This window comes from Paractinoplanes maris (genome assembly GCF_023544465.1).
Classification (GTDB): Bacteria; Actinomycetota; Actinomycetes; order Mycobacteriales; family Micromonosporaceae; genus Actinoplanes; species Actinoplanes maris.
Genome location: NZ_JALPVL010000016.1, coordinates 128,511 through 142,962, shown reverse-complemented (window position 1 = coordinate 142,962; position 14,452 = coordinate 128,511). Strand labels below are relative to the sequence as shown.

Annotated in this window: 13 protein-coding genes, 1 pseudogene and 1 riboswitch; of the genes and pseudogenes, 9 read left to right on the top strand and 5 right to left on the bottom strand. The window is 70.0% G+C overall.

Features of this window, described 5'->3' with window-relative positions; translation table 11 throughout:
- The 4 genes from NAG42_RS38775 to NAG42_RS38760 are packed head-to-tail and all read left to right on the top strand — an operon-like array spanning position 1 to position 3,831.
- Positions 1-1,068, top strand: a complete 1,068-nt coding sequence (locus NAG42_RS38775; protein ID WP_250037375.1) for an ABC transporter permease — start codon at positions 1-3, stop codon at positions 1,066-1,068.
- Between the two features lie 3 nt (positions 1,069-1,071).
- Entirely contained in the window at positions 1,072-1,887 is an 816-nt protein-coding gene (locus NAG42_RS38770) for an ATP-binding cassette domain-containing protein (RefSeq protein ID WP_250037373.1), read from the top strand.
- 5 nt (positions 1,888-1,892) lie between these two features.
- A complete protein-coding gene (locus tag NAG42_RS38765) occupies positions 1,893-2,909 on the top strand; it encodes a Gfo/Idh/MocA family protein (protein ID WP_250037371.1) in 1,017 nt (338 codons plus the stop codon).
- Between the two features lie 58 nt (positions 2,910-2,967).
- Positions 2,968-3,831, top strand: coding sequence for a sugar phosphate isomerase/epimerase family protein (locus NAG42_RS38760; RefSeq protein WP_250037369.1), 864 nt, complete (start codon positions 2,968-2,970; stop codon positions 3,829-3,831).
- A gap of 77 nt (positions 3,832-3,908) precedes the next feature.
- Here NAG42_RS38760 and NAG42_RS38755 read toward each other — a convergent pair whose 3' ends face one another.
- The 3 genes from NAG42_RS38755 to NAG42_RS38745 are packed head-to-tail and all read right to left on the bottom strand — an operon-like array spanning position 3,909 to position 5,299.
- Complete coding sequence (locus tag NAG42_RS38755) at positions 3,909-4,463, bottom strand: AAA family ATPase (RefSeq protein ID WP_250037368.1); 555 nt, start codon at positions 4,461-4,463, stop codon at positions 3,909-3,911.
- 33 nt (positions 4,464-4,496) lie between these two features.
- Complete coding sequence (locus tag NAG42_RS38750) at positions 4,497-4,979, bottom strand: SRPBCC family protein (RefSeq protein ID WP_250037366.1); 483 nt, start codon at positions 4,977-4,979, stop codon at positions 4,497-4,499.
- Positions 4,976-5,299 (bottom strand): ArsR/SmtB family transcription factor, encoded by a 324-nt coding sequence (locus NAG42_RS38745; RefSeq protein ID WP_250037364.1) that lies wholly within the window; start codon positions 5,297-5,299, stop codon positions 4,976-4,978. Before NAG42_RS38745 ends, NAG42_RS38750 begins: the two co-directional genes overlap by 4 nt.
- 122 nt (positions 5,300-5,421) lie before the next feature.
- A riboswitch (S-adenosyl-L-homocysteine riboswitch) is annotated at positions 5,422-5,497 on the top strand.
- A gap of 47 nt (positions 5,498-5,544) precedes the next feature.
- Between NAG42_RS38745 and NAG42_RS38740 the strand changes: the two genes are divergently transcribed.
- The 3 genes and pseudogenes from NAG42_RS38740 to NAG42_RS38730 form a co-directional block, all read left to right on the top strand.
- The gene (locus tag NAG42_RS38740; RefSeq protein ID WP_250037362.1) at positions 5,545-6,615 is read left to right on the top strand and encodes an adenosine deaminase; all 1,071 of its coding nucleotides are present in this window, start codon (positions 5,545-5,547) and stop codon (positions 6,613-6,615) included.
- Positions 6,612-7,331, top strand: coding sequence for an HAD family hydrolase (locus tag NAG42_RS38735; protein ID WP_250037361.1), 720 nt, complete (start codon positions 6,612-6,614; stop codon positions 7,329-7,331). The genes NAG42_RS38740 and NAG42_RS38735 overlap by 4 nt, the downstream gene beginning before the upstream one ends.
- Positions 7,332-7,361: 30 nt before the next feature.
- Positions 7,362-7,529, top strand: a pseudogene (locus tag NAG42_RS38730) (recombinase family protein); the annotation flags it as partial.
- 150 nt (positions 7,530-7,679) lie between these two features.
- Here NAG42_RS38730 and NAG42_RS38725 read toward each other — a convergent pair.
- Positions 7,680-8,681: a sugar phosphate isomerase/epimerase family protein gene (locus NAG42_RS38725; protein ID WP_250037359.1), complete on the bottom strand. Its 1,002-nt coding sequence runs from the start codon at positions 8,679-8,681 to the stop codon at positions 7,680-7,682.
- Positions 8,682-8,694: 13 nt separating this feature from the next.
- A complete protein-coding gene (locus NAG42_RS38720) occupies positions 8,695-9,864 on the bottom strand; it encodes a Gfo/Idh/MocA family protein (protein WP_250037357.1) in 1,170 nt (389 codons plus the stop codon).
- 88 nt (positions 9,865-9,952) lie between these two features.
- Between NAG42_RS38720 and NAG42_RS38715 the strand changes: the two genes are divergently transcribed.
- Together NAG42_RS38715 and ileS are read left to right on the top strand one after the other, a co-directional pair.
- A complete protein-coding gene (locus NAG42_RS38715) occupies positions 9,953-11,005 on the top strand; it encodes a LacI family DNA-binding transcriptional regulator (protein WP_250037356.1) in 1,053 nt (350 codons plus the stop codon).
- 304 nt (positions 11,006-11,309) lie between these two features.
- Complete coding sequence (gene ileS / locus NAG42_RS38710; RefSeq protein ID WP_250037354.1) at positions 11,310-14,426, top strand: isoleucine--tRNA ligase; 3,117 nt, start codon at positions 11,310-11,312, stop codon at positions 14,424-14,426.
- Positions 14,427-14,452: the final 26 nt, after the last annotated feature.

Genomic DNA, 14,452 nt, shown 5'->3' with positions numbered 1-14,452 from the left:
ATGAGTCAGACAGTCGAGGCGGCGCCGGCGCCCGCTCCTTCATCCGAACCGTCCGGCCGGGTCCGGGCCGGGCTGGCCAGCCGTCTGATGGCTCGGCCCGAGATCGGCGCCCTGGTCGCGGCGATCATCATCTTCATCTTCTTCCTGTCCCTCGCGCCGTCGTTCCGCTCGGCCGAGTCGTTCTTCACCGTGCTCTATCAGGCCTCGGTGATCGGCATCGTCGCGGTCGGCGTCGGGCTGCTGATGATCGGTGGCGAGTTCGACCTGTCGGCCGGCGTCATCGTCTACACCGCGGGTCTGTCGGCCTCGATGTTCTGCTGGTATTTCGGGGTCAACCTGTGGATCGGTGCGATCCTGTCGCTGGTCTTCTGCCTGGCCATCGGGTTCCTCAACGGATACCTGGTGATGCGGACCGGCATCCCGAGCTTTCTGATCACGCTGGGCACGTTCTTCGTGCTGCAGGGGGCCAACCTGGGCGTCACCAAGCTGGTCACCGGGACCGTGTCGTCGACCGACGTCAGCAACATCGACGGGTTCGACTCGCTCGGCAAGATCTTCGCGTCCAGCTTCAAGATCGGGTCGGTCACCGTGTGGACGTCGGTGCTCTGGTGGATCCTCTTCGTCGCGCTGGCCGCCTGGACCCTGCAGAGGACCAAGGTCGGCAACTGGATCTTCGCGGTGGGTGGCAACCCGGACAGCGCCCGGGCCGTCGGGGTGCCGGTGGTCCGGACGAAAATCGGCCTGTTCATGGCGGTGTCGTTCCTGGGCTGGTTCGTCGGCATGCACCAGCTCTTCCGGTTCAACACGCTGCAGGCCGGCGGCGGCGTCGGCAACGAGTTCCTCTACATCATCGCCGCGGTGGTGGGCGGCACGCTGCTCACCGGTGGCTTCGGCAACGCGGTCGGCGTCGCGATCGGCGCGTTCATCTTCGGCATGACCAGCCTGGGCATCATCTATGCGGGCTGGGACCCCAACTGGTTCAAGGCCTTCCTCGGCGTCATGCTCCTGCTCGCGGTGCTGGTCAACCTCTACGTCAAGAAGATGTCCACGACCAGGAAGGTTGGTTAGGCAATGACTGACACCCTGGCCTCGCACGCCGACCGGGAGCTCAACCGCGGCGAGCCGCTCATCGAGATGGATGAGGTCGGCAAGTCGTACGGGGCGATCCGCGCACTGCGAGGCATCAACCTGCGGGTCAACGCGGGCGAGGTGACCTGCGTGCTCGGCGACAACGGCGCCGGCAAGTCCACCCTGATCAAGATCATGTCGGGTCTGCACCCGCACAACGACGGCAGCCTGCGGGTCGACGGCAAGGACGTCTCCTTCGCGTCACCGCGTGAGGCGCTGGCCCACGGCATCGCGACCGTCTATCAGGACCTGGCCGTGGTGTCGCTGATGGAGGTCTGGCGCAACTTCTTCCTCGGCTCCGAGCTGACCGCGGGCAAGTACCCGCTGGCCGGGCTCAAGATCAAGAAGATGAAGGAGATCGCCGACGCCGAGCTGCGCAAGATGGGCATCGTGGTCAAGGACATCGACCAGCCCATCGGTACGCTGTCCGGCGGCCAGCGCCAGTGCGTGGCGATCGCCCGCGCGGTGTATTTCGGCGCGCGCGTGCTGATCCTCGACGAGCCCACCGCGGCTCTCGGGGTCAAGCAGTCCGGTGTCGTGCTCAAATACGTGGCCGCGGCCCGCGACGCCGGACTGGGCGTCGTCTTCATCACGCACAACCCGCACCACGCCTACCTGGTCGGCGACCACTTCGTGATCCTCAAGCTGGGCGCGACCACGCTCGACAAGACCCGCAGCCAGGTCAGCCTCGACGAGCTGACCCGGCAGATGGCCGGCGGCGACGAGCTCACCGAGTTGTCCCACGAACTGAAGCGGTGATGCGGATGCTGCAGGTCGGAGTCATCGGCACCGGCATGATCGGCCAGGACCACATCCGGCGCATGACGTCGGTGCTGGCCGGGGTGCGGGTGACGGCCGTGGCCGACGTGGACACGGCGGTCGCCGCCTCGGTCGGGGCCCGGGTCGGCGCGCCCGCCTTCGAGTCGGGCGAGGCGCTGATCGCCGACCCGTCGGTCGACGCGGTCGTGGTCTGCTCGTGGGGGCCGACCCACGAGCAGTACGTGCTGGCGGCGATCGCGGCGGGCAAGCCGGTCTTCTGCGAGAAGCCGCTGGCCACCACGCAGGAGGCGTGCCTGCGCATCCTCGAGGCGGAGGCGGCCCACGGCAGCCGGCTGGTGCAGGTGGGCTACATGCGGCGCTACGACGCGTCGTACCGGGCGTTGAAATCGGTCCTGGCCACGGGTCAGATCGGGGCGCCGCTCATGATGCACTGCGCCCACCGCAACGCCAGCGTGCCCGGTTTCTACGAGAAGGAAATGGCGATCACCGACACCGCGGTGCACGAGATCGACATGGTCCGCTGGATGTTCGACGACGAGATCACCGCGGTCCGGGTGCTGACGCCGCGCCGCAGCAGCCTCGGCGGGGAACTGCAGGATCCGCTGATGCTGCTGTTCGAGCTCTCGTCCGGGGTGCTGGTCGACGTGGAGACGTCGGTCAACATCCGGTACGGCTACGACATCCGGGGCGAAATAGTGGGGGAGGAGGGCACGGCGTCGCTGGGCTCGCTGAGCCCGGTGCACGTGCGGCGGGCCGGGTTGTCGGCCGACCCGGTGCCGGCCGACTGGCGCGAGCGGTTCCTGGCGGCGTACGACGTGGAGTTCCAGGAATGGATCGACGCGCTGCGTACCGGTGGCCACCCGGTCGGCCCGTCGGCCTGGGACGGCTACGCGGCCGCCGTGGTCTCCGACGCGGGTGTGGCCGCCCTGCGCACCGGCGAGCGGGTGCCGGTCGTCCTGACCGAACGTCCCAAGCTGTACGGGTCGGAGGTGGCCGCATGAGCCAGACTCCTGTTCCCCCGCGCCGCATCGGTGGGCTCGCCGATCGGGGTGAGGCGGCATGAAGATCGCCCTCGACCCGTACATGCTGCGCCGGGTGCCGTTGCTCGAGTTGCCGCGGACGGTGGCCGAGCTGGGCTACCACCACATCGAGCTCTCGCCGCGCGACGACTTCCTGCCGTTCTTCCTGCATCCGCGGGTGGACAAGGCCGGGGTGGCGGCGTTCCGCAAGGAGCTCGCCGCCGCCGAGGTCTCGGTCGCGTCGGTGCTGCCGCTCTACCGCTGGTCCGGACCCGACGAGGACGAGCGGCAGGCGGCAGTCCGCTACTGGAAACGGGCCATCGAGATCACCGTCGACCTCGGGGTGACCGTCATGAACTCCGAGTTCAACGGCCGCCCCTCGCTGGCGGCCGAGAGCGAGGCCCAGTTCTGGCGTTCGATGGAGGAGCTGCTGCCCATCTTCGAACGCGAGGGCGTACGCCTGGTCCTCGAACCGCACCCCGACGACTTCCTCGAGGACGGCATCGGGGCGGTCAACCTGATCCGCGGCATCAACAGCGAGCTGGTCTCGTTCCTCTACTGCTGTCCCCACACGTTCCACCAGGGCGGCAACCTGGCCGAGATCATCCGCTACGCCGGCCCCCTGCTGACTCAGCTGCACATAGCCGACTCGTTCGACTTCCGGGCGTCATCGGGCCTGCGCTACATCGTCAACCCACCGGGCAGCACGGCCCGCGTCCACCAACATCTCGACATGGGCCAGGGCGAGGTCGACTGGGACCTCTTCTTCGCGACGCTGACCGAGGTCGGTTTCGACGGCATCGCCACGGTCTGCGTCTTCGCCTGGGAGGAGCGGGCCGAGGAGAGCGCGCGCTTCAACCTGAGCCAGATCAACCAGTACGTCGAGAAGCACTCCGGCCGGTAGCGACGAGGCCCCCGGCGAACTTGCGCCGGGGGCCTCTCGCCGGCCGCCCCTCTCGTCGGTTCGTCCGGGCCGCCGCATTACGTCTTGTCCGGCGCGTCCGCTGCCGTGCGCCCTGGCTCGTGCGGCCGGGTCATCGTCCCCGCCAGGCCGCGGATGTCGACGGCGGCGTCGGTGCGGACCCGAATCTCCCGGCCGACACCGAGCGGCGCGGCCTCGGCGAGCCAGCGCGGCCACGACTCGATCAGGTGCCGGTCGTCCTCATACCAGGCCGGCCTCGTGCGCCGGGCGAACCGTTCGCGCGCGACCTCGCCCGGCACGTCGCACCACACCTCGACGATCTGGCGGGCGCCGGCCCGGCTCAGACCGTCCCGGACGTAGGCCAGATCGCGCGGCCGGAACCACCACGACTCCAGAACGACGCCGCCCGGGACGGCGGCCGCCAACGTCCACATGAGCTCGGACGCCGTAGGTCCGAGGGCGGCGGCCGGAACCTGCGGCACGGCCGCCGCCAGCGCCTCCTTGAGCGCGTCCTTCGCGATGAGCGGCACCGCCAGCTCGGCCGCCAGCGCGGTCGCCAGAGTCGTCTTGCCCGACCCGGGCAACCCGTTGATCAGAATGATGCGCTCAGCCACGCAGTGATCCTGCCGCCGTGCGGTTGCCTTTCCTCAACCTGCGGCCGGGAACAGGGCGGCGAAGCGGCTCAGGTACAACGGCCAGCCCTGGTCGTTGCCCAGAGCGTCGTTCAGCGACTCCCAGCCCGGCCCGTGCCGGTCGAGGTGGCGGTGTTCGAGCTCGACCCGGGTGCGGTCGGGGGTCTCGGCGATGAAGCGGACCTCGACCTCGCTCGCATTCGCCAGGTCCTGCTCGAGTGTCCACTGGACGCCGATGTCCCAGGTGAAGACCACCCGCTCCGGCGGCTCGTAGACCAGCACCCGCGCCCACGAGAACTCCGAACCGTCCTCCCCGCGGTCGTAGATGCGCCCGCCCACCCGGCGCTCGAACACCGTCTCGGCGATCGGCGAGCTCAGCAGGGTGTGGTCGCGTGGTTTGATCTCGTTGAAGCGCCCGGTGAACACCTCGAACGCCTTGGCCTGCGCCGCCGGCACGACGATCTGCCGCAGCACCACCTGGTCCGTTGCCTCCGTCATGACTTCTCCTCGTCCTCTTCCCCGACGATCTCTTGAAAGCCCTGCAGGGTCCGCCGCCAGAACATGTCGAGCTGATCCCGAAGCGCGGCCACGCCCGCCGGATTGAGCCGATAGACCCGCCGGGTGCCCGCCGCCTCGTCCTCGACCAGCCCCGCGTCCTTGAGCAGCCGCAGGTGCTGGGACACCGCCGGCCGGCTGATCGGCAACTCGTCGGCCAGCTCGCCCACCGCGCGCGGCCCGACCGCCAGGCATTCCACGATCGCGCGCCGGCTCGGGTCCCCCAGGATCTCCCACCCGTCAGGCTCTTGGTAAGTGGCCACGAACCGTAAGCTACGACTTACCGAGCCGGCCGTCAACCCTTTCGCCCGGCGCTCCCCGGGACGTGCCGACCTGTCTCGCATGGGGTTGTCGACCGCCGTTCGGGCTTGTTAGCGTGCCGATGCGGGTCGAGAGGCGCTGCGACGGATGATCATCCGCCACGCTCGGTCCGTTCCACGGTCCAAGGGCGCCTCCCCTCTGGGGAGGTCGCCTTCCCAGCGGACAACTCGCGCTGGGGGTCGTGCACATGGCAATGGACCTGACTGACTTCATTACCGGGCTACCCAAGGTGGAACTGCACGTCCACCACGTCGGGTCGGCAACGCCGCAGACCGTGGCTCGCCTGGCCGAGCGGCATGCCGGGACCACGTCCGTGCCGCCCGATCCGGCGTTGCTGGCCGAGTACTTCACGTTCACTGACTTCGCGCACTTCGTCGAGGTGTACCTGTCGGTGGTGGATCTGATCCGTGACGCCGAGGACGTGTCCGCGCTCACCTACGACATCGGCGCTGTCCTTGCCGCCCAGTCGGTGCGGTACGCCGAGGTGACGCTGACCCCGTACTCGTCGATCGTGCGGGGCATTCCGGCAGAGGCGTACTGCGAGGCGGTGGAGGATGCCCGGCGGCGGGCCGCGCGCGACCACGGTATCCAGCTGCGCTGGTGCTTCGACATCCCGGGCGAGCCCACGATGACCGGCGCCGACGTCACCCTGGAGGTGGCGCTCAAGCAGCGCCCGGACGGGCTGGTCAGCTTCGGGTTGGGCGGCCCGGAGGCGGGAATTCCCCGCACCCGGTACGCCGGCCACTTCGCCGCCGCCCGTGCGGCCGGGTTGCACAGCGTCCCGCACGCCGGTGAGTCAACCGGCCCGCAGACCGTCTGGGACGCCGTACGCCACCTCGGCGCGGAACGCATCGGCCACGGCATCGCCGCCGCCCGCGATCCCGAGTTGATGGCGCACCTCCGCGAGAACGACATCGTCTTGGAGGTGTGCCCGACATCCAACGCCTGCACCCGCTCGGTACCGTCACTGGCCGAGCATCCACTGCCGCAGTTGGTGGCCGCGGGTGTGCCGGTCACCATCAACTCCGACGACCCGCCCATGTTCTCCACCACCCTGAATCGGGAGTACCAGGTGGCCGCAGACCTGCTCGATCTGAAGGAGCACGGTGTCGCCGAGCTGGCACGCCAGGCCGTGCGGTACTCATTCCTCGACGATCCGGGCAAGGCCGCCGTGCTGGCCGAGATCGACAACTATCTCGAGGTGTTCACGTGCCGCGCGGCCGCGGCGGCCAGCCAGATCGTGGGAGAGTCCCGATGACCACCGCTGAAGCCGGTGCCATCCGTGTCGTGGGCCGACAGATGCAGCACATCGTGTGGGACTGGAACGGCACGATCCTGGATGACAGTGGTGCTCTCATCGCAGCGACCATTGACGCGCTGCATGCCTGTGGGTTCCCGCCCATCACCCGCGCCGACTATCAGCGGCATCACTGCCAACCGATCCCGTTGTTCTACGAACGGCTCGTCGGCCGGGCCCTCGGCCTCCAGGAGCAGCAGCGCCTCGACGGGTGCTTCCGTGAGGCATACGCCCGGCATCAGCAGGCAGTGAGCCTCACGGCCGATGCCTCCGCGGCGTTGCGGCGATGGGCGGCCACAGGCGCAACACAGTCGCTTCTGTCGATGTATCCGCACTCGGAACTGGTGCCGCTGGTGACCGCCGCCGGCATAGCGACGTACTTCACGCGCATTGACGGCAGCATGGGGGCCGATCTGGCACACAAAGCACCGCACCTGGCACGCCATCTTCGGCACCTGGACCTGGAAACGCAGCAGGTGCTTCTGGTCGGAGACAGCGTGGACGACGCCCACGCGGCCCGCACATGCGGGGTGCGATGCGTCATCTATCACGCCGGCGAGGACGCACTGCACGCCCGCGAGCACTTCACTGATATCGGCGTACCGGTGGTGCCCTCCCTGCAAACCGCGGTAGATGCCGCGTTGCGCTCAACGAGCGCAGACCCAGAACACAGGTAACGGCGATCCTTGATCTTGTCCGGGAATCGAATGCGAGCCTCGACCGGCTCGCCCGCTCCCCTGCAAGACCTGATCACCCTGACCGTCGAGCTACGCCGGCGCGGCATCGGCTTCAAGAGCTTGCCCGAAGCCCTTGACACCACCACCCCGGGCGGCCGGCTCGTCTTCCACGTCTTCGCCACGCTGGCCGAGTTCATCCGCGAGCTGGTCATCGAGAACGCCCGCGACGGCGTCGCCGCGGCCAAGGCCCGCGGCCGGCGCCTCGGCCGGCCGCCGGCGATGACCCCGGAACAGATCGACCACGCTCTCGCCCTGCTGACGCCGCCCTCGACGGGTGAGGCATGTCCGTCAGACACCTGCTTTGCGGGCCGCGGCGATCAGGTTGTCGGCGGCCAGGCGCAGGCCCTCGATCTGGTCGAGCTCGGTGTCCTCGTGCTCGATGTTGACGGCCATGTCGGGGTCGATCTCGTGGAGCGCCTGCAGGAACGGCATCCAGAAGTCGTCGCCGTGGCCGCGGCCCACGGCTACGAACTGCCAGGACGGCTTGTCGGGCCACTGGTTGAGCGTGTTGTTGCCACCGAGGTTGAGCGGGTTCCGGTTGGCGGGGGTGCGGGCGAAGCGGTCGTCGAGGACGCCGAAGAGGCGATTGTTCTCGTCGTTGATGCGGGTGTCCTTGGCGGCGGCGTGAAAGACCCGGTCGCCCAGGTAGCGGATGGCGGCCACCGGGTCGATGCCCTGCCAGAACAGGTGGCTCGGGTCCATCTCGGCGCCGACGTGGGTGGCGTTGGTCTGCTCGATGAGGCGCAGCAGCGTGGGCGGGTTGAACACCAGGTTCTGCGGGTGCATCTCGATGCACACCTTGACGTCGGCGTCGGCCGCGCGGGCCTGGATGTCACGCCAGAACGGGACGGCCACCTCCTGCCACTGGTAGTCGAGGACGTCGAGGAACTGGCTGTCCCACGGGTTCACCACCCAGTTGGCCACCGAGGAGCCGGCGTGGCTGCCGGGCAGCCCCGACATGGTGACCACCCGGCGGACGCCGAGCAGCGCGGCCAGCTCGATGCTGCGCCGCAGGTCGTCGGCGTGTCGCGGCCCGACCAGCGGGTCGGGGTTGAGCGGGTTGCCGTTGCAGTTGAGGCCGGTCAGTGTGATGCCGGCCTGGGCGAAGCGGCCCAGGTATTCCTCGCGGGCGCCGGCGCTCGCGAGCAGGTCGTCGATGGGGATGTGCGGCGCGGCGATGAAGCCACCGGTGTTGATCTCGGCACTGGTCAGGCCCAGCTCACCGAGGATCTTGAGGGTTTCGTCGAGGGAGCGGTCGTGCAGGCAGGCCGTGTAGGCACCGAGGCGCATGGCAGGAGTCTCCTCAGAGGGTGATGGGTTTGCCGGTGGCGGCCACGACCGCCTCGAGGACGTGCAGGTTGTGCAGGCCGTGGGCCAGGTCGGGACACGGCGGGAGGCCCTTGACGCCGGCGATCTGGTCGAGGAACGCGCGAGCCTGGTAGACGAAGAAGTCGTTCTGCCCGTGGCCGACCGTGGGGAAGTCCATCGGCAGGCCACGAGCGACATACGGGTGCCACGGTCCGATGAAGACGGTGCGAGCACCGTTGACGGGCACCTCGGGACCGCCGTCGATGATGCTGAACTCGGCCGGCCGGGTCATGTCGAACGACGCGGTGCCGCGCTCGCAGAACAGGTCGACGCGCAGCGTGTTGGCGTGCCCGAAGGCGACCCGGGACAGCGAGAACGTGCCCACGGCGCCGGTCGCGTAGCTGGTCGTGAACGTGCAGACGTCCTCGTTCTCGACCGGGACGAGCTCGTCGCTGACCCGCACGCCACCGGCGTGGCCGACCGCGATGCCCAGGGGCCGGGGTCGCTCGGCCACCAGCGTGGCCATCGTCGTGCCCTGGACACCGCTGGTCGGGCCGCAGAAGAACTCGGCCAGGTCGGTCAGGTGGCTGCCGATGTCGGCCAGCACGCCGGAGCCGGGCCCGCCCTGGTAGCGCCAGCTCATCGGGCGCCGGGGGTCGAAACCGTAGTCGCACCAGTAGTTGCCGACGAAATGACGCACCGGGCCGAGAGCGCCCTCGACCTGCTCGCGGATGGCATTGAGCGCGGGGGAGCGACGGAAGGTGAAGCCGACCGCGCCGACCTGGCCCGGCGCGGCGGCGGCCGCCGCCATCGCCTCGCCGTCGGCGACGCTCGGCGCGAGCGGTTTCTCGCACAGCACGTGCTTGCCGGCGGCCAGGGCGGCCTCGACCACCTCGCGGTGCAGGCTGTTGGCGACGGCCACGCTGACCGCGTCGACGTCGGGCGCCTCGACGACCGCGCGCCAATCGGTCTCGGCCCGGGCGTAGCCGTAGCGCGCGGCGGCATCGGCGGCGAACGGCTCGTGCAGATCGGCGATGGCGACCAGGCGGGGAGCGGGCTGGTCGAGGCCGAAGACGGTGGCGGCCTGGCGGTAGGCGTTGGCGTGCGCGCGGCCGACCATGCCGGCGCCGATCACTGCCACTCCGACGGGTGCTGCAGCGGGCATGTGCGGCCTCCTTTAAAGCGCTTTAAGAACTCCTGTACTATCGATGTTGATCTCGCTGGGTGTCAAGGTGTGCACGGGGAGTGAATGAGTGGATCAGCGACCGCGACTGTCCGATGTGGCCGCCCGGGTCGGCGTCTCGCCGGCCTCGGTCTCGCTCGTGCTGCGCGGAGCGCCCGGCCCCAGCGCCGAGACCCGGGAGCGCGTGCTGGCCGCCGCGGCCGAGCTGGGCTATCGCGCCGACCGTGCGGCCAGCCTGCTGGCCCGCCGCCGCCGTCATCTGCTCGGCGTCCTGCTCGACGTGCGCAACCCGTTCCACGCCGAGCTGGCCGAGGAGATCCACGTCGAGGCCGACCAGGCGGGTTACGAGGTGGTGCTCTCCACTCTCACGCGTCACCGCGACGAGCCGCGCGCCATCGAGACCCTGCTCGACTTCCGGTGCGAGGCCCTGATCCTGCTCGGTCCCGACGCGTCCGACGGCGAGCTCGGCCGGTTGGCGGCCCAGGTGCCCTGCGTGGTGGTCGGCCGCATGGCGCGCGGCGTCGGTGTCGACGTGGTGCGCCCGGCCGACGACGTCGGTGTCGACGCCGCGCTCGACCATCTGATCGGTCTCGGACATACGCGGATCGCTTTCATCGACGGCGGGCAGGGTGTGGTGGCGGCCGCCCGGCGCCGCGGCTATCGACGGGCGATGCGCCGGGCCGGGCTGGTCGCGCACGTGCTCGCCGGCGACCACACGGAGGAGGGCGGCGTGCGGGTGGGTCGCCGGCTGGCCGCCGGGCGCGACCGGCCCACCGCGGTCGTGACCTCGAACGACCGCCTCGCCGTGGGCCTGATGGACGCCTTCGTCCGAGCCGGGGTCGACGTCCCCGGCCAGGTCTCCGTGGTCGGCTATGACGACAGCACGCTGGCCCATCTGGCCCACATCGACCTGACCTCGGTCAACCAGGACGCGCCGGCCCAGGCGCGCGAGGCCGTGCAGGCCGCCGTCTCCCGCCTCGACGGCGGCCGCACGGTCACGAGCGAGATCGTGCTCGTCCCCCGGCTGGTCGTCCGGGGCAGCACGGCGCCGCCGGAAAATGTCGTACCCCCCCGAGCAGAGTTCGCGGTGAGGAACGACGCGAAAGGAGGACACCGCCGATGAGACCCGAAACCTGATGGCTGCCGCCGGCCGGGGGCCGGTAGCATCGTCAGCGCGAGGCGCTGATGGGGACGAGTACGGTCGCACGCAGCCACGAGAGACCCGGGGACGGTGGAAGCCCGGGGGCGTGCGCGACCAGAAGATCACCCCGGAGCTGTCGGAGGAAAGGCCCGCATCCCGGGCTGAGTAGAACCGGCTGCACCCTTCGAGTGGGTCGTGGAGATAGCGGCCAAAGAGGGTGGTACCGCGGGGTTGTCACGACCTCGTCCCTCTGTTGATGACGGACACGTCCGACGGAGGAACAACGGTGTACAGCCAGGTGCCCGCGCAGGTCGACCTGCCCGCGCTCGACCACGACGTCCTGCGGTTCTGGCAGGAGAAGCACATCTTCGCGCGCAGCCTCGAGCAGTCCGCCGGCCGCCCCGAGTGGGTCTTCTACGAGGGCCCGCCCACGGCCAACGGCATGCCCGGTGCCCACCACATCGAGGCCCGCGTCTTCAAGGACGTCTTCCCGCGCTACCGCACCATGAAGGGCTTCCACGTCGCCCGCAAGGCCGGCTGGGACTGCCACGGACTGCCGGTCGAGCTCGCCGTCGAGAAGGAGCTCGGCTTCAGCGGCAAGCAGGACATCGAGGCGTACGGGGTGGCCGCCTTCAACGATCGCTGCCGCGCCTCGGTCACCCGGCACACCGACGCGTTCGCCGAGCTCACCGAGCGCATGGGCTACTGGGTCGACACGGCCGACGCCTACCGCACGATGGATCCCGACTACATCGAGTCGGTCTGGTGGTCGCTCCAGCAGATCTTCGACAAGGGTCTGCTGGTCGAGGACTTCCGGGTCGCCCCGTGGTGCCCGCGCGACCAGACCACGCTCTCCGACCACGAGCTCGCCCAGGGCTACGAGACCGATGTCGACCCGGCGGTCTACGTCCGCTTCCCGCTCACCTCGGGCCCGCTCGCCGGTCAGGCTTCGCTGCTGGTCTGGACGACCACGCCGTGGACTCTCGTCTCCAACACGGCTGTCGCGGTCAACCCCGACGTGACCTACGTGGTGGCCACCGACGGTCAGGAGCGGCTGGTGCTGGCCGAGCCGCTGATGACGCAGGTCCTCGGCGACGAGTGGCACCCGACCGGCGAGTCGTTCACCGGCAAGCAGATGGAGCGCTGGACCTACCGGCCGCCGTTCGAGCTGGTCGAGGTGCCCGGCGCGCACTTCGTGATCCTGGCCGGCTACGTCACGACCGAGAGCGGCACCGGTCTGGTGCACCAGTCACCCGCGTTCGGTGCCGACGACCTCGCCAGCTGCCGCGCCTACGGCCTGCCGATGGTCAACCCGGTCCGCCGCGACGGCACCTTCGAGTCCGAGCTCGCCCTGGTGGGTGGCCTCTTCTTCCGTACGGCGAACGAGCCGCTCGTCGAGGAGCTGCGGCGCACCGGCCTGCTGTTCCGCCTCGACCCCTACGAGCACCAGTACCCGCACTGCTGGCGCTGTCACACCGCGCTGATCTACTACGCGCAGCCGTCCTGGTATGTGCGGACCACCGCCGTCCGGGAAAGGATGTTGCAGGAGAACGAGAAGACGATGTGGCAGCCCGAGACGGTCAAGCACGGCCGATACGGCGACTGGCTGACCAACAACGTCGACTGGGCGCTCTCCCGCAACCGTTACTGGGGCACGCCGCTGCCCATCTGGCGCTGCGCCGAGGGCCACCTGACCTGCATCGGCTCGCTGGCCGAGCTCAGCGACCGGACGGGGCGCGACCTGTCCGGGCTCGACCCGCACCGGCCCTACATCGACGAGGTGACCTTCGACTGCCCGCAGTGCGCCCAGCCGGCGACCCGGGTCCCCGAGGTCATCGACGCCTGGTACGACTCGGGTTCCATGCCGTTCGCGCAGTTCGGCTACCCGTACAAGAACAAGGAGCTCTTCGAGAAGCGGTTCCCCGCGCAGTTCATCTCCGAGGCGATCGACCAGACCCGCGGCTGGTTCTACACGCTGATGGCGATCAGTACGCTGGTGTTCGACCGCTCGTCCTACGAGGCCGTCGTCTGCCTCGGCCACATCCTGGCCGAGGACGGCCGCAAGATGTCCAAGCACCTCGGCAACATCCTCGAGCCGATCCCGCTGATGGACACGCACGGCGCCGACGCGGTCCGCTGGTTCATGGCCTGTGTCGGCTCGCCGTGGTCGGCGCGCCGGGTCGGCCCCACCACCTTGCAGGAGGTCGTGCGCAAGACCTTGCTGACCTACTGGAACACGGTCGCCTTCCAGGCCCTCTACGGTCGCGCCGCCGGGTGGACGCCGTCGGCCGCCGACCCGGCGCCGGCCGATCGCCCGCTGCTCGACCGCTGGGTGCTCTCCGAGGTGAACGCCCTGGTCGGCCAGGTCGACGCGGCCTACGCGGAGTTCGACACGCAGGAGGCGGGCCGGCTGCTCGCCGCGTTCGTCGACGACCTCTCCAACTGGTATGTGCGTCGCAGCCGCCGCCGCTTCTGGCGGGGTGACCCGGCCGCCCTCGCCACCCTGCACGAGGCCCTGCGCACGGTGACGCTGCTGATGGCCCCGCTCACGCCGTTCGTGACCGAGCGCGTCTGGAGCGACCTGGTGGCCGCGGTCGACCCGCGCGCGGCCGAGTCGGTGCACCTGGCGGCGTTCCCCGAGCCGGACCCGGCGCTGATCGACCCGGCTCTGTCGAAGCAGATGGCGCTGGTCCGCCGGCTGGTCGAGCTGGGCCGGGCGGCGCGCGCCGAGTCCGGTCAGAAGGTGCGCCAGCCGCTGTCCCGCGCCCTGGCCTCGGCGGCCGGCTTCGACGACCTGCCGGCCGACCTGCTCGCCGAGATCGCCGCCGAGCTCAACGTCGGCGAGGTCACCCCGGTCGCCGGCTCCTTCGTCGACACCACGGCGAAGGCCAATTTCCGCACGCTGGGCCGGCGCTTCGGCAAGAAGGTGCAGGCCGTGGCCCAGGCGATCGCCGCCACCGACGCCGCCGTGCTCAAGGACTCGTTGCGCTCCTCGGGCACGGCGACGGTCGAGGTCGACGGCGAGCCGATCACCCTGACCCCCGACGAGGTCGTCATCACCGAGACCCCGCGTGCGGGCTGGGCGGTGGCCTCCGACTCGGGCGCGACGGTGGCGCTCGACCTGACGCTCACCCCCGAGCTGCGCCGGGCCGGCGTGGCCCGCGACGCCGTCCGCCAGATCCAGGAGGCCCGTAAGGCCAGCGGTCTGGAGGTCTCCGATCGCATCGAGCTGCACTGGTCGGCCGAGGGCGAGACGGCTCAGGCGATGACCGAGCACGCCACCTTGGTCGCCGACGAGGTGCTGGCCACGACCTACGAGCCCGGCGCGGCGACCTGGCCCGGCGCCCGCGAGTTCACCGACGAGTCGATCGGCCTGACCTTCCGCCTGCGCAAGGCGCAGTGACCACAGCGCCGGCCGGAGCGACGACA